The organism is Halanaerobium sp. MA284_MarDTE_T2, from assembly GCF_003337245.1.
GTDB lineage: Bacteria > Bacillota > Halanaerobiia > Halanaerobiales > Halanaerobiaceae > QPJE01.
The window spans coordinates 214,601-237,420 of record NZ_QPJE01000001.1; the positions used below are offsets into that span (position 1 = coordinate 214,601).

The 22,820-nt window shown below is 32.6% G+C and carries 22 protein-coding genes and 1 pseudogene; all 23 read right to left on the reverse strand.

Annotated elements, in window-relative coordinates; translation table 11 throughout:
- On the reverse strand, positions 1–1,392 hold the full coding sequence (gene asnS, locus DFR78_RS01020) for an asparagine--tRNA ligase (protein WP_114456978.1): 1,392 nt from the start codon (positions 1,390–1,392) through the stop codon (positions 1–3).
- A gap of 203 nt (positions 1,393–1,595) precedes the next feature.
- On the reverse strand, positions 1,596–1,721 hold the full coding sequence (locus DFR78_RS01025; RefSeq protein WP_114456979.1) for a desulfoferrodoxin FeS4 iron-binding domain-containing protein: 126 nt from the start codon (positions 1,719–1,721) through the stop codon (positions 1,596–1,598).
- Between the two features lie 87 nt (positions 1,722–1,808).
- Positions 1,809–3,032 carry an aspartate kinase gene (locus tag DFR78_RS01030; protein WP_114456980.1) on the reverse strand — a complete coding sequence of 408 codons (1,224 nt, stop codon included), beginning with the start codon at positions 3,030–3,032 and terminating at the stop codon, positions 1,809–1,811.
- 96 nt (positions 3,033–3,128) lie between these two features.
- Positions 3,129–4,403: a homoserine dehydrogenase gene (locus DFR78_RS01035; RefSeq protein ID WP_158531684.1), complete on the reverse strand. Its 1,275-nt coding sequence runs from the start codon at positions 4,401–4,403 to the stop codon at positions 3,129–3,131.
- A 2-nt stretch (positions 4,404–4,405) separates the two neighbouring features.
- The gene (thrB, locus tag DFR78_RS01040; RefSeq protein ID WP_114456982.1) at positions 4,406–5,341 is read right to left on the reverse strand and encodes a homoserine kinase; all 936 of its coding nucleotides are present in this window, start codon (positions 5,339–5,341) and stop codon (positions 4,406–4,408) included.
- Positions 5,342–5,429: 88 nt separating this feature from the next.
- Complete coding sequence (locus DFR78_RS01045; protein ID WP_369834873.1) at positions 5,430–6,383, reverse strand: alcohol dehydrogenase catalytic domain-containing protein; 954 nt, start codon at positions 6,381–6,383, stop codon at positions 5,430–5,432.
- 12 nt (positions 6,384–6,395) lie between these two features.
- The gene (gene mtnA / locus DFR78_RS01050; RefSeq protein ID WP_199505516.1) at positions 6,396–7,436 is read right to left on the reverse strand and encodes an S-methyl-5-thioribose-1-phosphate isomerase; all 1,041 of its coding nucleotides are present in this window, start codon (positions 7,434–7,436) and stop codon (positions 6,396–6,398) included.
- Between the two features lie 111 nt (positions 7,437–7,547).
- Positions 7,548–7,985, reverse strand: a complete 438-nt coding sequence (gene dut, locus DFR78_RS01055; RefSeq protein WP_114456985.1) for a dUTP diphosphatase — start codon at positions 7,983–7,985, stop codon at positions 7,548–7,550.
- A complete protein-coding gene (locus DFR78_RS01060; RefSeq protein WP_147267742.1) occupies positions 7,982–8,200 on the reverse strand; it encodes a polysaccharide deacetylase family protein in 219 nt (72 codons plus the stop codon). The genes dut and DFR78_RS01060 overlap by 4 nt, the downstream gene beginning before the upstream one ends.
- Positions 8,201–8,210: 10 nt before the next feature.
- Positions 8,211–9,122 (reverse strand): cell wall hydrolase, encoded by a 912-nt coding sequence (locus DFR78_RS01065; protein WP_114456987.1) that lies wholly within the window; start codon positions 9,120–9,122, stop codon positions 8,211–8,213.
- Complete coding sequence (locus tag DFR78_RS01070; protein WP_114456988.1) at positions 9,112–11,583, reverse strand: helicase C-terminal domain-containing protein; 2,472 nt, start codon at positions 11,581–11,583, stop codon at positions 9,112–9,114. Before DFR78_RS01070 ends, DFR78_RS01065 begins: the two co-directional genes overlap by 11 nt.
- A 2-nt stretch (positions 11,584–11,585) precedes the next feature.
- Positions 11,586–11,774 (reverse strand): annotated as a pseudogene (locus DFR78_RS01075) (endonuclease); the annotation flags it as partial.
- Positions 11,775–11,824: 50 nt separating this feature from the next.
- Entirely contained in the window at positions 11,825–13,915 is a 2,091-nt protein-coding gene (locus tag DFR78_RS01080; protein ID WP_114456990.1) for a polyribonucleotide nucleotidyltransferase, read from the reverse strand.
- 160 nt (positions 13,916–14,075) lie between these two features.
- On the reverse strand, positions 14,076–14,342 hold the full coding sequence (gene rpsO / locus DFR78_RS01085; RefSeq protein ID WP_114456991.1) for a 30S ribosomal protein S15: 267 nt from the start codon (positions 14,340–14,342) through the stop codon (positions 14,076–14,078).
- 100 nt (positions 14,343–14,442) lie between these two features.
- The gene (locus tag DFR78_RS01090; protein ID WP_114456992.1) at positions 14,443–15,366 is read right to left on the reverse strand and encodes a bifunctional riboflavin kinase/FAD synthetase; all 924 of its coding nucleotides are present in this window, start codon (positions 15,364–15,366) and stop codon (positions 14,443–14,445) included.
- 41 nt (positions 15,367–15,407) lie between these two features.
- Positions 15,408–16,304, reverse strand: coding sequence for a tRNA pseudouridine(55) synthase TruB (gene truB / locus DFR78_RS01095; RefSeq protein WP_114456993.1), 897 nt, complete (start codon positions 16,302–16,304; stop codon positions 15,408–15,410).
- A complete protein-coding gene (locus tag DFR78_RS01100) occupies positions 16,297–17,259 on the reverse strand; it encodes a bifunctional oligoribonuclease/PAP phosphatase NrnA (protein ID WP_114456994.1) in 963 nt (320 codons plus the stop codon). Before DFR78_RS01100 ends, truB begins: the two co-directional genes overlap by 8 nt.
- Positions 17,249–17,623: a 30S ribosome-binding factor RbfA gene (gene rbfA / locus DFR78_RS01105; protein ID WP_114456995.1), complete on the reverse strand. Its 375-nt coding sequence runs from the start codon at positions 17,621–17,623 to the stop codon at positions 17,249–17,251. The genes DFR78_RS01100 and rbfA overlap by 11 nt, the downstream gene beginning before the upstream one ends.
- Positions 17,624–17,635: 12 nt before the next feature.
- Positions 17,636–19,648 (reverse strand): translation initiation factor IF-2, encoded by a 2,013-nt coding sequence (infB, locus tag DFR78_RS01110; protein WP_114457031.1) that lies wholly within the window; start codon positions 19,646–19,648, stop codon positions 17,636–17,638.
- A 30-nt stretch (positions 19,649–19,678) separates the two neighbouring features.
- The gene (gene rnpM / locus DFR78_RS01115; protein ID WP_114456996.1) at positions 19,679–19,939 is read right to left on the reverse strand and encodes an RNase P modulator RnpM; all 261 of its coding nucleotides are present in this window, start codon (positions 19,937–19,939) and stop codon (positions 19,679–19,681) included.
- Positions 19,940–19,941: 2 nt separating this feature from the next.
- The gene (gene nusA, locus DFR78_RS01120; RefSeq protein WP_114456997.1) at positions 19,942–21,111 is read right to left on the reverse strand and encodes a transcription termination factor NusA; all 1,170 of its coding nucleotides are present in this window, start codon (positions 21,109–21,111) and stop codon (positions 19,942–19,944) included.
- A 17-nt stretch (positions 21,112–21,128) separates the two neighbouring features.
- On the reverse strand, positions 21,129–21,599 hold the full coding sequence (gene rimP, locus DFR78_RS01125; protein WP_114456998.1) for a ribosome maturation factor RimP: 471 nt from the start codon (positions 21,597–21,599) through the stop codon (positions 21,129–21,131).
- Between the two features lie 227 nt (positions 21,600–21,826).
- Positions 21,827–22,642, reverse strand: a complete 816-nt coding sequence (locus tag DFR78_RS01130) for a ZIP family metal transporter (protein WP_114456999.1) — start codon at positions 22,640–22,642, stop codon at positions 21,827–21,829.
- Positions 22,643–22,820: the final 178 nt, after the last annotated feature.

Consider the following 22,820-nt stretch of genomic DNA (forward strand, 5'->3'; position numbering starts at 1 on the left):
CTAAAATTTTGCATTACCGGGTGTACGGGGAAATGGTATAACATCTCTTATATTCTGCATTCCCGATAAATACATTAAAAGTCTTTCAAATCCCAGACCAAAACCTGAGTGTGGCACTGAACCATATTTTCTTATATCTAAAAACCACTGATATTTTTCCAGATCCATATTTAATTCTTTCATTCTATTTTCCAGAACATCATAGCGCTCTTCACGCTGACTGCCGCCTATTATTTCACCTACACCTGGAACAAGACAATCAACAGCTGCAACAGTTTTATTATCATCATTCTGCCTCATATAAAAAGTTTTAATTTCTTTAGGGTAATCAGTAACCATAATTGGCTTTTTAAAATATTGTTCAGTTAAATATCTTTCATGTTCAGACTGCAGATCTACTCCCCAGTAAATAGGATATTCAAAATCTTTACCTGATTTTTCCAGTATATTTACTGCTTCAGTATAAGTTATATGGCCAAAATCTGAATCAATAATATCGGCAATTTTATTTCTTCTTCCTTTATCAATCCACTTATTAAAAAACTGCATTTCTTCATCTGTTTCTTCAAGTGCATATCTAAATAAATATTTAATGAAATTTTCTATAAGTACTTTCATTTCATCTAAATTGCAGAATGCCATTTCTGGTTCGATCATCCAGAATTCAGAAGCATGTCTTGATGTGTTCGAATTTTCCGCTCTAAATGTAGGACCGAAAGTGTAAACATCACCTAACGCAGATGCCATAAGTTCAGCTTCAAGCTGGCCACTTACTGTCAGACCAGTTTCTTCTCCAAAAAAATCTTCTTCAAAATTAACAAGGTTATTTTCTTTTTTGGGAATATTGTTCAGGTCAAGAGTAGTAACCCTAAAAATTTCCCCTGCTCCTTCAGCATCACCAGATGTTATAATAGGAGAATGAATATAATAAAAATCTCTTTCATTGAAAAATTTATGTACAGCAAACGACATTTTGCTTCTAAATCTATTTACAACACCAAAGGTATTTGTTCTAGCACGCAAATGTGCAATTTCCCGCAGAAATTCAAAGCTGTGTCTTTTTTTCTGGAGAATATAATCTGAAGGAGCTTCACCAATTAATTCAATTTCTTCAGCTTTCATCTCTACATTCTGCTCTCTACCTTCAACTTTGTCAATATATCCATTGATTTTAAGACTGGCACCAGTGTTAATATCTTCTAAAGGGAATTTTTCGGGATCCAGAATTACAATCTGCAAATTTTCCAGACTGCTTCCATCATTAACTTCTAAAAATGCTATATTTTTTGAAACTCTTTTTGTTCTAACCCATCCCATAACAGTAACATCATTATAATTTTCAATATTTTCTTTGAGTATATTTTTTATCTTTTCTTTAGAATAATAATCCACCAAAAACCCTCCTGTTTTTTCTTCGAAATATTTTATTCTCGTAATATATTTTATTCTCGTAAGATAAGATAATTCCTTTTTTATAAGAAAAATTTATCATATCAAATTTAATTTTTATTTTCTTAAAAAAAGATATTAGTTAAAAAAATTGTCTTATCAATACAAATAAAAACCCGGAGCTTTTCTCCGGGTAAGTTTAGTTTTTAATTTTCTTGCAGTTTCATTGGCTGACCACAGCAAACAAGTTCTCCTCCACCTACTTCTTTTACTTCAACTACATTACCACAGACTTCACAGCAATAAACTTCACCAGCTTTTTTTACAGCCATTAAAAATTACCCCCTCATATATTTTAATTTTATTATAATCTAAAAAGTAAATTTTTGCAAAATTTAATAATATTCATTTGTTAATTTTTAATCATTAATTTTATCTAATTCAAACTCTTCATGCAGTATGTTGAGTGCTCCATCAACCATATTCCTTTCAATTAAACATGATATCTTTATTTCTGAGGTTGTTATCATTTCAATGTTAATATTATTTTTTCCAAGAGCTTTAAACATTCGGGCTGCAATTCCCGGTGTGGATTTCATACCGGCACCTACAATAGATATTTTTGCAACTTCTGTATCAATTTCTAAATTGTTATAGTTAAGCTCATTTTTAATATCAGCCAAAACTTTTTTGACTTTATTTACATTATTTTTCTTAATAGTAAAAGTTATATCATTTAGATTATCACGCTGAAGGTTCTGAATAATCATATCAACATTTACACCTTTATCAGCAAGAGAAGAAAACAAAAATCCTGCAATACCGGGTTTATCAGGAACTTTTTCAACTGTAATTTTAATATCTTCAAGATCACAGGTTACACCAACTACATTTTTTTTACCTTCCATATCTTCAACTCCTCTAACTACTGTTCCTCTTTTTTTATTAAAGCTGGAAGCAATATATAAATCTACATTATAGATTTTTGCTAGTTCTACAGCACGGGGATGGAGAATATTTGCACCAAGATTGGCCAGTTCCAGCATCTCTTCATAAGAAATATAATTAAGTTTACTGGCGGATTTTATAATTCTGGGGTCTCCAGTATATATACCATCAACATCAGAATAAATTTCACATCTATCTGCTTCCATAGCTGCCGCTAAAGCAACTGTTGTGGTATCTGAACCTCCTCGACCTAAGGTGGTAAAATCATGATTGTCATTTATTCCTTGAAATCCGGCGACAATAATAATTTTATCCTGATTTAATTCTTTTAAAATGCGGCGTGTGTCTATTTCTTTTATCATTGCTCTATTGTGTTTTTCGTCTGTTTTAATTTCAATCTGGCTTCCTGTTAATGAAATTGCAGGATAGCCTAGGGATTGGACAGCCATAGTAAGCAGTGCTATCGAAACCTGTTCTCCAGTTGTAAGCAGCATATCAACTTCACGCGGGTCAGGATCACTGCTAATTTCATTCATCAGATCTATCAGATGATCTGTTGTATTACCCATTGCAGAAACAACTACAATCATCTGATTACCCAATATGTAATTGCTTACAATTCTTTTTGCAACATTTTTAATTAAATCTGTATTTGCAACTGAACTTCCTCCATATTTTTGTACTATAAGAGACAATCAAAACACCTTCCTTAAAAACTTCATTTTCTATAAACTATTTTTTGAAACATCTAATAATATATTTTTTTATTCCGCTCTGTTAAATATAATTTATTATTCTTTTAGTGGTATTATATTGTTTATAGTTAATACACCATTAATATTTTCAACATATTCCATAAATTTTTCGATTTTTTGAATGGAAATTTTTCTGGTTAAAATTATTAGAGGAAGTAGAGGTGTATCTGAACTTCCATCTTTAAGAATCATGTCAGCAAGATTGCTTTCGTCAAACATGCTTTTAATATTTTTTATTATACTATCATTTTTTTCAATTTGAAGTCTAATATAAAAAGACTGTTTAAAATCAGATTTTCGATTAATTTTTATGTTATTAAATTTTTTGCTTCGGCTTTTTTTATAATCACCAAGTAAAAAGCGTGAAGCTTTTATCAAATCAAAAATTACTGCATTTCCAGTTGGAAATTTACCTGCACCGGGTCCTTTTAAAAATAGGTGATTGAGGTTTTCTGATTTAATTTCTAAAGAGTTATCTGCACCAACTGTAGAAGCAAAATCATCATCTTTTTTGATTAGAAATGGACTAACGAAAATTCTTAAGCCGCTGTCCTCTCTTTTAGCAGCTGCAATCAATTTAATTTTATATCCCAATTCTTCTGCATACATAATGTCATAGCTTGTAATACCTTTAATACCCTTACAGTAAATATCTTCTGGATTAACAGCACAGGAAAAGGCAAGATTGGCCAGAATAACTATTTTGTAAAGAGCATCCAATCCTCCCAGATCAGAACTTGGGTCCTGTTCTGCATACCCTAATGCCTGAGCTTTTTTGATGGTTTCTGGCATACTTACAGTTTCTTTTTCCATAACAGATAATATGTAATTTGTAGTTCCATTTAAAATACCGTGCAGCTCATTTATTTTATCTCCTGCAAGATAGTCCTCTACCATATTGATGACAGGTATACCTCCACCAGTACTTGCCTCGAAAAAAATATGAGTTTTGTTTTTTTCAGCCAATTTTATTAATTCCTTAAAATAATTTGCTACTAACAGTTTATTAGCTGTTATAACAATTTTTTCTGCTGATAACGATCTTTTTATATAATCTAAAGCAGGTGTTTCTCCACCAATTAATTCAATAATTATATCTATATTTTCATCAGCTATAATTTTTTCAAAACTGTCGGTTACTATTGTATCAGAAGAAATCTGCTCTCTATTTTTGCTCAGATCATTTACTAAAATATATTTTATAGATACTTTATCATTAATTTTTTCTTCAATTTTTTCTTCTTCTCTTTTTAAAATTTCATAAAAACCGCTCCCAACTGTACCAAAACCGAGCAGAGCAATGCTAATCACTATTAATTACCTCCTTTTTTATTATCAGCTATAATATTTTCAATAATTTTGTACAGGCTAATATTATATCCTTTTAATATATATTTCTCTGCTGTAACATTATGATCTAAAAATGCTGAAATCATACCATCTGCGATAAGATTTTCATTTGAAGTTGTAACAGCAATAACTGTAGGGCCTGCCCCACTTAAAGATGCTCCAAAAGCACCTTCCTTTTTTGCAGTTTTAATTACATGTTCAAAACCAGGAATTAATTTTGATCTAAATGGCTGATGCAGTTTATCTTCCATTGCTTCTGCCAGTAGAGAATAATTTTTTTCTAAAAATGCAGTAATTAGAAGGCTTATCCTGCCCAGATTAAAAACAGTAGAAGTATAATCCAATCTGTTAGGTAATATTTTTCTTGTTTCTGAAGTTTTTAATTCAAAGTCCGGGATAATTACTATGAATTTCAATTCTTCAGGTATATTTATTTTATGATAAGAAAATCGGTCACCTTTTTTATAATTTATATCCAGACCGCCAAAAATAGCAGGAATTACATTATCAGGATGACCTTCAATATCCACAGCCAGGTCAATGAATTCTTTTGCTGAAATCAAAGATTTTGCATTCCAGGCAGCAGAAAAAAGGCCTCCTACAATTGCAGAAGCACTGCTTCCCATTCCCCTTGCTAGTGGTGAGTTCATTTTTTCTGTAATATCGATTCCATCTATTTTTTTGTTTATGTATTCATAGTATTTTAAATAAGAATTTAAAATAAGATTGTCAGCATCATCAAAGTTTACTTTATTATTTTTAGAAATAACCGAAATATTTATTTTTTTATCGGGTCTGCTTCTTACTTCAAATTTATTGAATAAATTTAAAGCAAGACCTAAAGTGTCAAATCCAGGACCTAAATTAGCTGAAGTTGAAGGAACATTAAAGTTAATCATAAGTATTTCCTTTCAAATAAAATTATTTTCAGAGAATCTGACTTAAAATCAAAAAAAGTCTAAAACATTAAAACTTAATCTTTATCATTTAAAACTGCAGAATTATTTTTAGAGGTCCTTTTTCTTCAGCATATTGAAAAGCTTTTAGTGCATTATCAAAATTAAATATTTTTTCAACTAGTTTATGTAACTTTAAATCATGTAGGGAAAGAAGCCGAATAGCAGCTGCAAAAGGACCACATCTGGAACCTATAATTGATAACTCATTAACTGCAATCTGACTGAGGTCAAGAAAAGTTTTATCAGCAACAGTTGTTTTTAAAACAGCTGTTCCTTCCGGTTTAACTGCTTTTAGAGCATCCCGAATGCCGCTTTTACTACCGGTTGTGTCGATTGCAATATCATATTTTTCCGTATTTTCATTTAATAAAAATGCAGGAATATCATATTCAGCAGCTATAGCGAGTTTTTGTTGATGTTTGCCGATAATACTAATATTATAGCCAAGATGATGTAAGGTAACAGCTGTAAGAAGACCAAGCTTGCCATCACCTAAAACAATTATACTGTCTGTCAATTTAATATGAATTTTTTCTGGAATTTCCAAAACAGCTGCCAGTGGTTCAATAAAAACTGCTTCCAGATCACTCACTTTTTCAGGAATAACGTGTAAATTTTCGCGTTTTATTGTCATATATTCAGAAAATGCACCATCTTTATTTAGCATTCCCACAACTTTCCTGTTAACACAATGATTCTTTTTCCCTGATTTGCATAAATAACAGTCATTACAGGGGATATTAATTTCTGCTGTAACTCTTTTATCTGTAAATTTACAGGAGGGATCTTTTTCCACGATTCCCACAAATTCGTGACCAGGTATCCCAACAAAATTTTTATATCCTGCCTGTATTTCTAAATCAGTTCCACAGATACCTGCCATTTTAACTTTTATTAGGACTTCATCTTTATCAGGCTGTGGAATATTTCTGTTTATAAATTCAAGATTTTCTCCATTGTAAAATAGTGCCTTAATTGTTATCTCCTCCTGTTGTTATTTTTTGAATAAAGAATTGATACTTTCTTTAAATGGTTTTCTGGCTATGCCTTTTTCTGTAATTATACCACTAATATTTTCTGCAGGGGTAACATCAAAAGCCGGATTATAAATATTAATTCCCGCTGGGGCAATTTGAACATCCTCAATATGGGTTACTTCTCTATCAGGTCTTTCTTCTATTTCTATTTCATCTCCACTGTTGATATCCCTGTCAATTGTGGAAAGTGGTGCAGCAATATAAAAAGGAACGTCAAATTTATTTGCAATCTCAGAAAGCATATAAGTTCCAATTTTATTTGCACTGTCTCCATTAGCAGCCACTCTATCTGCACCGGTTAAAATAACATCTATTTTTCCATCTCGAATTAGAGTAGCTGCAACGCTATCTGCTATTAATGTAGATGGAATTCCCTCTTCTACAAGTTCAAAAGCTGTTAATCTTGCTCCCTGAAGACGAGGTCTTGTCTCATCTGCAAAAACCTTAATGTTTTTGCCGCTGAAATGTGCCTCTCTGATAACCCCCAGAGCTGTACCATAATCAACAGTAGCCAGTGCACCAGTGTTGCAGTGAGTTAAAATAACAGCACCTTCTGGAATAATTTTATTTCCAACTTCAGCCATTTGTTTATTTATTTTAATATCTTCTTCAGCAATTTGGCAGGCTTTTTTATAAAGAAGATCTACAATATCCTCAACATTCCTGTCATCATTTTCTTCTGTTAACTGATACATAATATTTACCGCCCAGCTTAAATTTACAGCAGTTGGCCTTGCATCAACAAGGAAGTCTGCCGCTTTTTTTAATTCTTTTTTGAAATTATTTTTATCTAAATTAGAAAATTCTTCAGCTGCAAGATAATATCCATAAGCAGCAGCCGCACCTATGGCAGGGGCTCCTCTTACTACCATATTAGAAATCGCAAATTCTACATCCTTATAATTACTGCATTCAAAAAATTTAACTTCTGTCGGCAGTTTTCTCTGATCTAATAAAATTAATTTGTTTTCTTTAAATTCAATAGTTTTATATCTCATAATTCCACCTCTTATCCTATTTTTTATTATAATTCAATTATATGTAATTTAAAAATTATATCAACTAAAGAAAAAAAGAGAAATAGAATCGAATTACAGGCCATAAAAATTCTAATTTTTATGGCCTGTATGACCAAATCCACCTCTACCCCTATTTGTACTGGAGAGGTTATCAACTTCCTCCCAGTCAATGTCAAAAGTGTGGTGAATAATAAGTTGTGCTATCCGATCATTAAAATTAATTTTAAAATCTTTTTTTCCGTGATTGATGAGTATAATACCAATTTCTCCCCTATAGCCAGGGTCAATAACTCCATCAGCATTTAAAACAGTAATTCCGTGTTTAAGAGCTAAACCACTCCTTGGATAAATAAAAGCTCCATATCCTGGCGGTACAGCAATTTTTATACCGGTTTTTACTATTTTATATTCACCTGGAGAAATAACTGTACTTTCTGCTGAATGAAGATCCAATCCACAGTCTTCTCCTTTATGTTGGTATTTAGGGAGTTTAACATCTTTATTAACTTTTTGAACTTTTATTTTCACTTATATTCACCTCCAGAAATTTGATACTGCAGTTCATCAAATGATTTAATTTTATAATCATTTTTAAAAATCAATTCAGACAGAGGAACAATCTGATATCCTGCTTGGCTGGCAATATTTATCAATGTATTATTATATTCACCATATGGTGGACGAAAAAATACTGCTGTTTCCCCAGGTTCCGTTATAAATATAATGTTAATTTTTTTTGACAAAAAATCACCTCTATTTTGTGAAAACATGTTCCCCTATATCAACTATAACTCTTCTGCTTTTAAACCAGGATTTATTTGCAGCTGTTTTAGGGTTATAGAAATACAATGCTCCTTTTGTAGGATCTTTACCATTAATTGCTTCTCTGGCCGCTCTGAAGGCAGTGTTATTGGGCCTTAAATTAATCTGTCCATCTGATACACAAGAAAACTGCCCATTTTGATAAATTACTTCTGCAAATGTATTAGGAAACTGACTGCTTAAAACTCTGTTAATAATTACAGCTCCAACTGCAATCTGACCTATAAATGGTTCACCTCTTGCTTCACCATAAATAGCTCGTGCCAGCAGATTGAGCTCCTGTTTGCTGACAGTTTTTCCTAAAATTTGATGAGGAGTTAAATTATGTACCGGTAATTTTATTTTTTGACCAATTCTTAAACTACTCTGCTGTAGATCATTTAAAGCCATAATAACTCCAATACTCGTATTAAAATCTCTGGCTAAATCATATAAAGTATCTCCACGACTGACATAATAATCAATTAATTTGTCAGCAGGAATATTTACATCAGGTAGTTTAAAACCTGGATCAACGCGTACAGCAAAATGGCTGTTTGTCTGAAAAGATAATTTTTCTTCAGGTGATTTTATATCAGAAAAAATTTTATACTCCCAGTTTCCATTTTTTTCTTTTATCTCTGGAATTATAAGTTCATCTCCCACTTTTATAACAGTATCAGACTCAATATTATTAGATGTTTTAAGTTTTTTAACTGACATTGAAAAATCTTCTGCTATTTCAGAAAGTGTATCTCCATCCTGTACAACATATACAAGTTTAAATTCTAGAGCAGCAGTATAATTAGAGCTAAAAACTAATAAAAAAACAAAAAATACTGTACTAAAATATTTACCCTTCATCTAACTTTACTCCATTTCTGTCTATTTTTTTGCAGATTTCATCAATAGATAGTTCGTTTATAGGACAACCAGCAGGAAGTGACTGCAGAAAAACTCTACCGTATTTTCTATTTATTATTCGCCTGTCAAATAAAATTATAAGCCCTTTATCGTTTTTAGTTCTGATCAACCTGCCAAACCCCTGTTTAAATCTTATAACTGCTTTTGGTAAAGATAAATTATAAAAAGGATTTTGCCCTTTTTCCCTGAGGCGCTTTTCTTTAGCTTTATAAAGGGGTTCTCCCGGTACTGGAAATGGTAATTTGACCATTATTAGGTATTTTAAAAGAGAACCAGGAAGATCGACTCCTTCCCAAAAACTTGAAGTTCCAAAAATAACAGTATTAAAAGAAGAACTAAATTCTTCAATTATAAATTTTCTGCTCAGTTCTGATTGGGAAAGAATTCTTATTCCATTTTCATTAAATTCTTCTTTTAAATTTTGGAAGCAGTAATCCAGCATTTTATAAGATGTAAATAAAACTAAAGTAGAATCTCTGCTTTTTAAAATCAATCTGGATAAATTATCTTTGACAGTATTAAGGAAATTTTTTTTACCGGGTTCGGGATGTTTTTTGGGAATTATTAATTCAGCCTGTTTGGAGTAATCAAAAGGTGAATCCACCTGCAGTTCAGCACAATCATTAATACCTGTATTATTTTTTATATAATCAAATGAATCGGCAACTGTTAAAGTAGCGGATGTAAATATTATATTGTTCATTTTTTTCCACAGCAAATCGGGCAGAAATTTGCCAACTTCTATCGGGGCTGATTGCTGTACAAGCTGACTTTTACCTCTAAAATATCCAGATTCAATCCAGAAAACATAATCACTATCATCACTGTTTAAATTGAAATCTATTCTATTAACGAGATCCTGAGAACGGTCGATTACAGATGTAAGTTTCATTTCGTTTTCATCAAGATTGTCTTCAAGGTTTAAATAAAGTTTATTATATATGAGCTGAAGATATCCTGCAATATTTTTTATAAATCCTGATAATTTTCTTCCATTTGCAACTATTTCTAGCCACTCTTCACTTTTTTTAATCTTTTCATCAACAATTATTTTCATATTTTTATCCTTAATCAAATTTGAAAGAAAATTAAAGTACTGTGGATAAATATCTCGAACTTTTTGTGTTAAAGGAATAATTTTTTGATCAAGCATATTTCTTAATTTTTCTTTTTCCTGATCAGCTGCAAATAAATTAATGTCCTCACGTATGACTGACAGCAGAGAATTTTTTTCTCCACTTAATCTGTTCAGCCATTTTTCTATAACGGCTGAATAAACACTGTAGCTCAGATGATCTGTTGCAATTTCTTCAATATTGTGTGCCTCATCAATAATCAGGTTGTTATAATTTGGCAGTATTCCTCTATCTACTGAACCTGTTTCCTGCTTAAGTCTTGCATCTGAAAGAAGTAAATGATGATTTACAATCAAAATATCTGCTGTAAAAACTTTTTTTCGTGCATTCATAAAAAAACATTTGCTGAAATAGGGACATTTGCTTTTTAAACACAGATCACTTTCTGAAGCAATATCCATCCAGATATCTGACGGGAGTGGAAATTTAATTTCTGATCTTTCACCACTTTTTGTGGTATTTTTCCAGTCTACAAGCTGAACAAATAATTTATCTTTAACGGAGTTTTCATTTTTATTTTTAAAGTCCTTCTTAAAATTTCTGAATTTTCTTAAACATAAATAGTTGCCTCTTCCCTTTACTAATACAGAATTAAAAGAAAAAGGAAGAACCCTGTTCAGCAAAACAAGGTCTTTATTTATCAGCTGTTCCTGCAGATTAATTGTATTTGTTGATACAACAACTCTGGTGCTATTTATCTTATTCCAAAAAAGAGCAGGAATAAGATAGGCAAAAGATTTGCCTGTACCAGTACCTGCTTCTATAAAAGAATATTTGCTGCTATTAAAAGAATCAATAACTTCAGCTGCTGTCTGCAGCTGCTGTTTCCTTTCTGAAAAATTAGTTAGATTATCAGATAGCTTACTGTTTTTTTTAAAAAAAGATAGAATTTCTTCCTCGTTTAGTTGGTTAATTTTTTTTGCTGTTCCAGCTTCTACAACTACATAAATGTTGTCTGCACTATTATTAATTATAGCAAATCCAACTTCTCGCTGAGCCATTCTTGAAGCAAGTCTGATATCTGCAGCTGAAGGTGTTAAATCTCCAGAGGGGTGATTATGAATAATCATTTCTCCAGCCATAAGATTGTTAATTACTGCTGGAGCAGAATAACTATTACCACGTGCCAGCACTTCAAAATCCTCTATTATATCTTTTTTTTCAGATAATTTAGCTCGTATAAAGATTTCATTTCCAGATGCATTATCAATTTCATTTTTAATTTTACCTTTTACATTAATTAATAGTTCAGAGCTGGCCTGCACTTTTATTCCTCCTGACTTTTATTAAGATTTTTTAGAAGAATTCTATCTTCATCAGGTCTATCATTAAACCATGGGGTTTCTAGATTAAATGGAATATTCTTTAATTTAGGATGATTTATAATATTTGCAGATCCATTTCTGCCTATTTTTCCCTCACCTATATGAGCATGTTCATCTTTGTTTTCTCCAATACTACTTCCTGCCCCGGATACATTTTCCAGCATTATTACAGTACTGCTGTTTATTCTTTGTTTTCTAACTCTTTTTTAGCATCTTTAAGTGATAAATTAATTCTATCCTGATTATCTATTTCAATAACTTTCACAGGAATTTCATCTCCGACCGAAACAACATCTCCAACCTCTTTTACATGGTGGTCAGCTAATTTAGAAATGTGAACAAGTCCTTCTTTATTTGGCAGAATTTCTACAAAGGCGCCAAAGTTCATAATTCTTTTAACTTTACCCTGATAGATTTCACCAACTTCAACTTCTTTAGTCAGACGTTCAATCATTTCTTTTGCTTTTTCTCCACTTTCCTGGTTATCAGTCATAATTTTTACCAGGCCGTCATCTTCTATATCAATACTGGCTCCAGTTTCATCAATAATTTTATTAATCATCTTTCCACCAGGACCTATAACAAATCTAATTTTTTCTGGATCAATGTTCATAGTAATAATTGCAGGAGCATTTTCTGATAATTCTGGACGAGGCTCTGGTATAACCTCTAGCATTTTACTCATAATATACATTCTACCTTCTTTGGCTTTTTCCAAAGCTTTTTTTAATATATCAAAGGATAATCCTTTGAGTTTCATATCCATCTGCAGTGCAGTTATTCCATCTTCAGTACCGGCTACTTTAAAATCCATATCTCCATAAAAATCTTCAAAACCCTGAATGTCAGAAAGTATTGCTACATTATCTCCTTCTTTCATAAGTCCCATTGCAATACCTGCTACAGGTGCTTTAATTGGAACACCAGCATCCATTAAAGATAGAGTACTCCCACATATACTGGCCTGTGAAGAAGATCCATTTGATTCTAGCACTTCTGACACAATTCTTATTGTATAAGGAAATTCTTCTTCTGAAGGAATAACTGGAAGCAGTGCTTTTTCGCCAAGAGTACCATGACCAATTTCTCTTCTACCAGGTGATCTCATTGGACTGGTTTCTCCAACACAGAATGATGGGAAATTATAGTGGTGCATATATCTTTTTGTTTCTTTTTCGCCCAAACCAAATAAAATCTGTTCATCACTTGAAGCTCCTAGAGTTAAAACACTTAATGCCTGTGTTTGTCCTCTTGTAAAGACACCGGAACCGTGAGCTCTTGGCACAAAACCAACTTCTGACCAAATAGGTCTAATTTCATCATATTTTCTTCCATCAGGTCTGATACCATCATCCAGAATAAGACTTTTTACTGATTTTTTAATCATTTTTTCGAATGCCAGATCAATCTGAGAATCAATATTTTCATCTTCTTCTGGATTTAATTTTTCTTTAAGTTCATTTTTTAATTTACTGATCATATCATTTCTTTCTATTTTTTCCTTTATTTGTACAGCTTCTTTTAAGCGTCCGTCAAGAATAGATTCTACTTTATCCTGCAGATCTGCTTCAACAGTTGGTTCTTCAAAAGGCATTTTTTCTTTTCCAGCTTCTTTTCTCATCTGATTTTGCAGTTCAATAACTTTTTTGATTTCTTCATGTGCAAGTTCCATTGCCTTTAAAATAATTTCTTCATCTACCTCATTTGCACTTGCTTCTACCATCATAATTGCATTTTTGGTTCCAGCAACTGTTAATTCGAGATCACTAATTTTGTTTTCTTCTTCATTTGGATTAACAATTAATTCTCCATCTACAAGACCAACTTTTACTCCACCAACTGCTTCTGCAAAGGGAATGTCAGACAGCATAAGAGCTGCTGATGCTCCATTTAACGCCAGAATTTCAGGGTCATAATCATCATCTACAGAAAGAATTGTTGCAACTATCTGCACATCATTTCTAAAACCTTTTGGAAATAATGGTCTTATAGAGCGGTCAATAACTCGAGCGGCAAGTGTCGCTTCATCACGGGGTCTTCCTTCTCTCCGGAGAACACCCCCAGGTATTTTTCCAATTGCATAAACTCTCTCTTCATAATTAACTAACAGTGGGAAAAAATTCATTCCCGGTCTTGGTTCATCCATAGTTGCCGTGACGAGAACCTGAGTGTCTCCACAGCGAACTACAACAGAACCATTGGCCTGTTTGGCCAGTTTGCCAGTCTGAATATTTAAATTATCACCGGCAAAGTCTAAATTCCATTCTTTCATATTTTTGCCTCCTTATTTTGTAACCATTACGTCAAATCTAATAGCTTTTTTAAAAATATTAATGGCAACAATTATATTTTATTTGACGTTATCTTTGTAAAATAAAGTTATATTTATTAAATTAAAGAGCGGGAGTCCCCCGCTCTTTAAAAATTCGCCATTATCTGCGAATACCAAGTTCTTTAATTAAACTACGATATCTTTCTATATCATTGTTCTGAAGATATCTCAATAATTTTCTTCTTGTTCCAACCATTTTTAAAAGACCACGGCGAGAATGAAAATCACTTTTATGTTCTTTTAAGTGGTCAGTTAACTGAGAAATTCTTTTTGTCAGCAGTGCAACCTGTACTTCAGGTGAACCAGTGTCACCTTCTTCTCTCTGATATTTTTCAATAATACTTTGTTTTTCTTCTTTACTTAACATTAAAAAATCACCTCCTGGATTATTTATAAACCATAAGCCAAGAAATACGTTGGAGGTACGCATACCTAGCAAATGGTAAATTAAAACTTTCTTTATTATTTTAACACAAAAGATTTCTTGTGTAAAGAATATCCTCTTTCATCTGCTCAATTAAATCATTTCTAGAATCAAACTTAATTTCTGGTCTAATAAATTCAACAAAATCAGCACAAATTCTTTTATTATAAATAGTTTTATTAAAATCAAGAATATTTATTTCAAAATTTATATTTTTTTCTTTAAAAGTTGGATTAAATCCAAGATTTGCTGCCCCTGCATAAGTTTTATCGTTTATATAAACTTTTACTGCATATACACCTGCAGGAGGTAGAGAATAATTTGTTTCAAGAGAAATATTGGCTGTAGGAACTCCCATTTTCCTGCCTCTTTTTTTTCCATGATGTACTTTTCCACAAATTTGATAAGGACGACCGAGTAAATTTTCAGCTTTTGTTAAATGTCCTTTTTGAATCAATTTTCTAATTTTTGTACTGGATATTCTGTCATTATTTGCGTTAAGTTGAGATATTATTTTTGTATCAAAACTATAAATTTCTCCCATTTTTTTTAAGACTTCTACATTTCCTCTGTTCAGATGACCAAAACGAAAATCCTCACCAACAACAACACAGGAAACATTGAGATTTTTTACAAGTACTTTTTTTACAAATTCTTCAGCTTCAAGCTGAGCAAATCTTGGTGTAAATTCCTGCTCGAAATAATAGTCTACATTTAGTTTTTCCAGAATATTTATTTTCTGCTGTCTGGAAATAATAGCAGATGGTATATTTTGACCCGATATAATTTTGAGTGGATGTGGGTAAAAAGAAAAAACACCAGAAACACCCCTGTTTATTTTTGCATTTTCAACAGTTTTATTAATTATTAATTTATGTCCTTTATGCAAACCATCAAATACACCTATTGCTAGATAGGTATTTTTTTTATTATAATTTTTAAAATTGTGGTTGGTAATTACTTTCATTACATATCCTCCATAGCTAAATATCGTTACACTAATATTTGTTATATAAATACTTTTTCTGGTTGATAGACTAATAGATCGTCTTTGTATATTTTTCTGTTAATAGATATAAATTCATCTGTATCAGAAAAGACCAGCAAATTATCATTGATTTTTAAAGATTTGGGAAGTTTTTTAAAATCATTTTTGACAAGAAAATTACCATTAACTGCTTTATTGTGTGCAGTCTGTTTTATTACTGCTTTGGGAAAATCAAGTGGTAAATAAATTGGTTTTAAAACTTTATCCTTTTTATTTAAATCAGAAATTATATGTGAGTCTGCAATATGAAATTTACCTGATTGTGTTCTGAGCAGAAAGGTCATTGTTGCTGAGGAATTTAGAGCTATTCCTATATCTCTTACAAGTGATCTTATATAACAGCCTCTGGATACTACCACTTTAAAGCGTATGACAGGTAATGATATATTTATTAATTTAATATTATAAATTTCAATTTCTCTTTTTTCTCTTTTAACATATATTCCTCTGCGTGCCAAATGATACAGCCGCTGGCCATTGTGATGTAAGGCAGAAAACATTGGTGGAATCTGTTTATGTTTACCTTTTAAACTGCAGAAAAGACTTTCTATCCTATCAACAGTCAGATTACTCCAGTTTAAGTCCTCTTTTATTACATTTCCTTCCAGATCAAGAGAATCAGTTTGAAACCCAAGCTCCATTTCACAGATATAAGTCTTTATACTGTCATCAAGATATGGAATAATCTTTGTTGCTTTTCCCAGACAGATACCGAGTACACCGGCTGCTGCAGGATCTAATGTTCCAGTATGTCCAACTTTTTTTTGATAAAAAATTTTTTTTATAATTCTTATCACAGAAAAAGAAGTTATACCTGGTGGTTTTAAAATATTTAAGATTCCACTGCTGTTAGACATATTTTCCAGCTGCCTTTATTACTTCATATATTGCTATTTCAAGAGGACGATTTATTTCTGCACCAGCAGCACGTGCATGGCCACCACCATTAAATTCTGCTGCCAGTTTATTAACTTCAGCATAATAATTTGAGCGAAAACTAACTCTGGTACTTTTAGGTTTTTCTTCACTAAAGAAAATTCCTATCTCCACACCTTTAATGTCTCTTGCATAATTAACAAGGCCTTCTGTATAATCTGAACCAGCCTCAGATATCATGGATTGATCTACATAAAGCCAGGCAATTTTTCCATTTTTAGTGAGGGTCAGTGTTGACAATGCAAGCCCTTTTAACAGAAGTGATTCATAGGAATAGGAACCAAAAAGCTCTTTGTTTATTCTGTAAATATCTACTCCATTGTCCATCAGTTCAGCCAGTATTCTCAGCACATCTGAACTAGTATTTTCATACCTTAAAGCTCCTGTATCAGAAATAATTGCAACAGCTAGAGCATCTCCAATTTTTTCATCTTTTAAATCTGCATTAATAAATTTTGCCAGATCATATATTATTTCACCAACTGCTGCTTTGTCCGAATTAACCAGATTAATATCTGCAAAATGTGTATTATCTGCATGATGGTCTAAATTAATTGTTAATTTAGCTGTTTTAAATATTTGTTCTTTTAATGCAGCCCTATCAAGTGTACCAGAATCCAGTGCAATTACAACAAGATTATTTGTATTGAGAAAATCATCATCAAATATTTCATCTTTTTCTGCTTTCAAAAAAGAAAAAGAAGCCAGAGATCTGTCATCAAGATAAGCTCTGACATTTTTATTTTGCTTTTTTAAAATTCTTGTTAAAGCAAGCACAGAACCAACACTATCACCATCAGGATCTATATGCCCGGTAATAATAAAGTTCTGATTATCATGCAATTTTTCTGCAATTTTCTTCAAATTATCCTTCATTATTAGACTCCTTGATTTCTCCCTTTTCTTTTAAATCATCAATTATTTTTGATATATGCACACCGTGTTCTATAGAATTATCATATCTAAAAAACAGTTCTGGAGTGTGATAAATTTTAATTCTTTCTCCAACCAGTTTTCTAATAAATCCGGTTGCTTTATCCAGCCCTTCCATTGTTTCTTCTTTTTCCTTATCAGAACCGTAAACACTAACAAATACTTTTGCCTGCCTCAAATCACCTGTGACTTCAACATCTGTGACAGAAACAAATCCAATTCTGGGATCCTTCATCTCCCGCAGAATTATATGGCTTATTTCTTTTTTTAACAATTCTCCAACTCGAGCAGTTCTATTTTTTGCCATAATTTTTCACCTCTATAAGGACCTTTTTATTTCCTTATAAGTATAGAATTCTAATATATCTCCTTCTTTTATATCATTGTAGTTTTCAATTCCAACACCACATTCATATCCGGATTTAACTTCTCTAACATCGTTTTCGAACCTTTTGAGAGAAGAAATTGTCCCTTCATGAATTACAACACCATCACGAATAAGTCTTACTTCATAATTTCTGTTTACAAGTCCATCAGTAATATAAACTCCAGCTATTATACCAGCTCCAGGTACTTTGAATGTTGCTCGAACTTCTGCACGGCCCTTAACAACTTCTTTTAATTCTGGATCCAACAGACCAGCCATAGCATCTTTTATATCTTCTAACGCTTTGTAGATTACTCTGTATAATCTAATGTCAACCTGTTCCTTATCTGCCATAGCCAATGCATTGCTGTCAGGTCTTACATTAAAACCAATAATTATCGCATTAGAAGCACTGGCCAGATTAACATCTGTTTCATTTATTCCTCCAACACCAGTGTGTATTATGTTGAGTGTTACTTCATCTGTTTCCAGACGGAGTAGGGACTGTTTTACAGCCTCAATTGATCCCTGCACATCAGCCTTCAGGATAATGTTGAGTTCTTTTACGTCACCTTCCTGAATTTGCTTATATAGATCTTCTAAGGATACCTTTGCATCCTGCTGAATTTCTTTCTGACGTTTATCGTTCTGCCGCTGATCAGCTATACTGCGTGCCTGTTTTTCATCTTCAAGAACCTGCACAAAATCTCCTGCTTGAGGAACATCATTATATCCCAAAACTTCAACTGCCTCTGCAGGACCGGCTTCTTCTATATTTTCTCCTCTTTCATTAAACATGGCTCTAACCCGGCCATAAGTTGATCCAGTTAAGAGGGCATCTCCAATGTGGAGAGTTCCATTTTTAATCAGCACAGTTGCAACTGCTCCTCGTCCTTTGTCAAGCTCAGCTTCTATAACAACACCTTCTGCCGGTCTATGGGGGTTTGCTTTCAACTCTTCCATTTCTGCAACAAGCAGCACCATTTCCAGCAGTTCATCTATATTTTCTTCCTGCAGGGCTGATACTTCCACACATATAGTATCTCCACCCCATTCTTCAACTACAAGACCGTATTCTGTTAATTCCTGTTTTACTCTTTCCGGTTGTGCATTTGGTTTATCTATTTTGTTTACAGCAATGATAATTGGTATTCCAGCAGCTTTTGCATGATTTATTGCTTCTACAGTTTGCGGCATAACTCCATCATCTGCTGCAACAACAAGTATTGCAATATCAGTAATTTGAGCTCCTCTGGCCCTCATAGCTGTAAAAGCTTCATGGCCTGGAGTATCTATAAAAGTTATTTTTTTGTCATTTACTACTGCTTGATATGCACCAATATGCTGAGTAATGCCACCTGCTTCTCCTGCAGCAACTTTTGTTTTTCTTATAACATCAAGCAGTGTTGTTTTACCGTGGTCAACATGACCCATAACAGTTACTATTGGCGGCCTCATCTGTAGATCTTCAGGCCTATCTTCTATCTGTGGTCCAACTCTTTCTTCTGTAAAATCTTCTTTATCAGTTTTATAGATAAAATAAATTCCAAGTTCATCAGCCAGCAGGTCAAGCACTTCTTCATCAAGTGGGTGATTTACATTGGCCATTATACCCAAATTCATAAGTTCAACAATTATATTATTAGCATTTTTATCAATTTTTTCGGCAAGTTCTCTAACGGTTATTGGTGTTTCTATTTCTATAGCTTTTTCTTCCTCTCCATCTTCTGTTTTATCATTATTTTCTGCTGTATTTTTTTCATTACTTTCTTCATCAGACAGATCTTCTTTGTCACTGTTTTCTTTTTTATCCTTATACATTCCTAATACAAGTTGGGCTGTTTCTTCAGTAATTGTACTCATATGGCTGGATACATCTATATCTAAATCTTTTAGCAGTTCCACCAAATCCTTACTGTCCATATCTAATTCTTTTGCTAAATTATATACTCTTATTTTTCCCATACTTACACCTCCATAATATTCTGCTGTCAATTAATCATGTTTGATCTCCTCCGAAATTTTTTCGTAAATTTCATCTGAAATCTCAAATTTTAATGCATCTGATAGTTTGTTTTTAGACACAGCTTTTTCTAAACAATCCATGTTTGGACAAAGATATGCTCCACGACCGGGCAGTTTTCCGCCTGGATCAATAATAATTTCTCCTTTATTATTAACAATTCTCAATAATTCAATTTTGTCTCTGCGGTCACCACAGCCTACACATTTACGAATAGGTGATCTTCTCTGCAATCTTAATCCTCCTTAAGATTTTTTTCTTCTTCAGCAGTATTTTCTAATTCTTTAACATTTAATTCTAATTCTTCAGAACTGACTTCAGCTGTCTCTGCTTCCAGATTAGCTGCTGTTTCAGATACAGAATCTTCTTTATCATCAAATTCAGATTCTTTTTTAATATCAACTTTCCAGCCAGTTAATTTTGCAGCAAGTCTGGCATTTTGTCCTTCTTTTCCAATAGCAAGAGAAAGTTGGAAATCCGGAACAACCACTTCTGCAATTTTATCCTTTTTATTTATTGTAACATCAACTACTTTAGCAGGATTTAAAGCATTTGCAACAAAAACAGCTGGTGAATCATCCCATTTTACAATATCAATTTTTTCATTGTTTAGCTGATCAACAACAGCCTGTACCCGCATACCTTTAGGACCGACACATGCTCCAACCGGATCAACTTTTTTATCATTAGTAGAAACAGCCATTTTTGATCTATGTCCTGCTTCCCTTGCAACAGCTTTTATTTCAACTATTCCCTGAAAAATTTCCGGTACTTCAATTTCAAATAATCTTTTCAGCAGACCTGGATGAGTTCTAGAAACAAGAATACGTGGACCTTTAGTTGTGGAACTAACTTCAACAACATATAATTTTATTCTTTTCCCAATCTCATATTCCTCACCTTCTATCTGTTCAGAAGGTGGCAGCAAAGCTTCAGTTTTTCCCATGTCTATCAATATATTATTGTTGTGAAAACGCTGAATAGTACCTGTAATTAATTCATCTTCTTTTTGTTTGTATTCTTCATATATTACATCTCTTTCTGCTTCTCTAATTCTCTGCATTACAACCTGTTTTGCCGTTTGAGCAGCTATTCTGCCAAAATTAGCTGGGGTAACTTCGATTTCAACAATATCACCAAGCTCATAATTTGGATTTATTTTTTCTGCTTTTTCTAAAGCGATTTCTGAATGTTCACTGCTGACATCTTCTACCACTTCTTTTCTGGAATAAACTCTTACATCTCCAGTTTTGGCAGAAATATCAACTCTTACATTATCTTTTGAACCAAAATCTTTTTTATAAGCTGAAACAAGTGCTGTTTCAATTGCCTCTATTAAAATATCCTTACTAATTCCTTTATCCTTTTCGATATCATCAAGGGCCTGAATAAAATCTACATTCATTATAACCCCCCCTTTATTTAAATTTCAACAGTCAAATTTGCTTTTGCAATCAGTGAATAATCTATATCTAATGTTTTACCATTTTTTAATTTTAGCTGTATTTTTTCGTCATCTGATTTCTTAAGTATACCTGTAAATTCTTTTTTGCTGTTAATATTTTTATATGTTTTAACATAGATATATTCTCCATTAAATCTCTCATAATCTTTTTTATTTTTAAGTGGTCTCTCCAATCCTGGAGAAGAAACTTCCAGTATATAACTATCTGGAATTGGATCTTCCTCATCTAGAATATTTCCCAGGGCCCTGCTTACTTTTTCACACTGTTCTATAGTTAGATCTCCATCACTGTTTTCGAGAAAAACTCTCAAAATCCAGCTGTTTCCTTCTTTTAAATATTCAACATCAATAAGGTCTAATTTTTCACTGTGAGCAATTGGGAGCACAAATTTACTAACTTTATCAGCTATTTTACCCAAAAAAATCACTCCTCTCTAAATATTAAGTTTTTATTTATATTACTGCTATAATTAAGGAGTGGGAAGCCCCACTCCTTTTTCATCATTATAAACAAATTTTCATTACTTATATAATTTTATCACAGCTTTTTTTTTCTTGCAAGTTAATAATTTTTAAAAGGAGTTTCCCCATTTTGCAACTCTAAAAATAATCTTACTCCAGATATCTTAAACTTATTAATAAAACAGTATTTAAATTAACCAAGAGAAATATCTAAAAACATCATGACTGCAAAACCCAACATTAAACCTGTCGTAGCTAAATCACTGTTGCCTTCTGAGTTAGCTTCGGGTATTAACTCTTCTCCTACTACAAAAATCATTGCACCGGCAGCAAAAGCTAAAGCATAAGGAAGTATAGGTCTAATATAATAAACTGCTGCTGCACCTAAAATTCCTGCTATAGGTTCAACAGCTCCCGAAAGCTGACCATACATAAAACTTTTCTTTGCAGAAAGGCCTTCTCTTTTTAAAGGAATAGATACAGCTGCTCCTTCAGGAAAATTCTGAAGTCCAATCCCCCCTGCCAGTACAACAGCACCAGCAATTGTAGCAGACGGAATACCCGCTGCAGCTGCCCCAAAAGCTACTCCAACCGCAAGTCCTTCTGGAAAATTATGTAAAGTAACTGCTAGAACCAACAAAACACTTCTCTGCCAGTTAGTTTTAATTCCCTCAGGTTCACTTTTAGCTAAAGCTGGATGCAGATGAGGCAAAACCATATCAACCAGACGTAAAAATATTCCTCCCATTAAAAAACCAATTACAGCAGGAATCCAACCTGCTACTCCCTGACTTTCGGAAATTTCTATTGCAGGAGCAAGTAAAGACCAAAAACTTGCTGCTATCATTATTCCAGCAGCAAACCCAAGCATGCTGTCAAGAAGTCTGCGATTAACATTTTTAAAAAAGAAAACTACTGCTGCCCCCAAAGCTGTAACAAACCAGGTAAATAATGTTGCCAGTAAAGCCTGCATTAGGGGTGATAGATCAATTAAAAAATCAATAATCATTATCTCTCCTCCAATATTCTATTGCGTTACGCCAAATCTAATAGTTTTTTAAAAAATATTAATAGTTATCATACTTGTCAGGTTAGTGTACCTGCATAAAATGCAGGAATCCCTCCTCTGGTCTTGTGAATAATAATTGAGTAAGAAATTTTAATATTCCTTTATCTAATTTTGTACA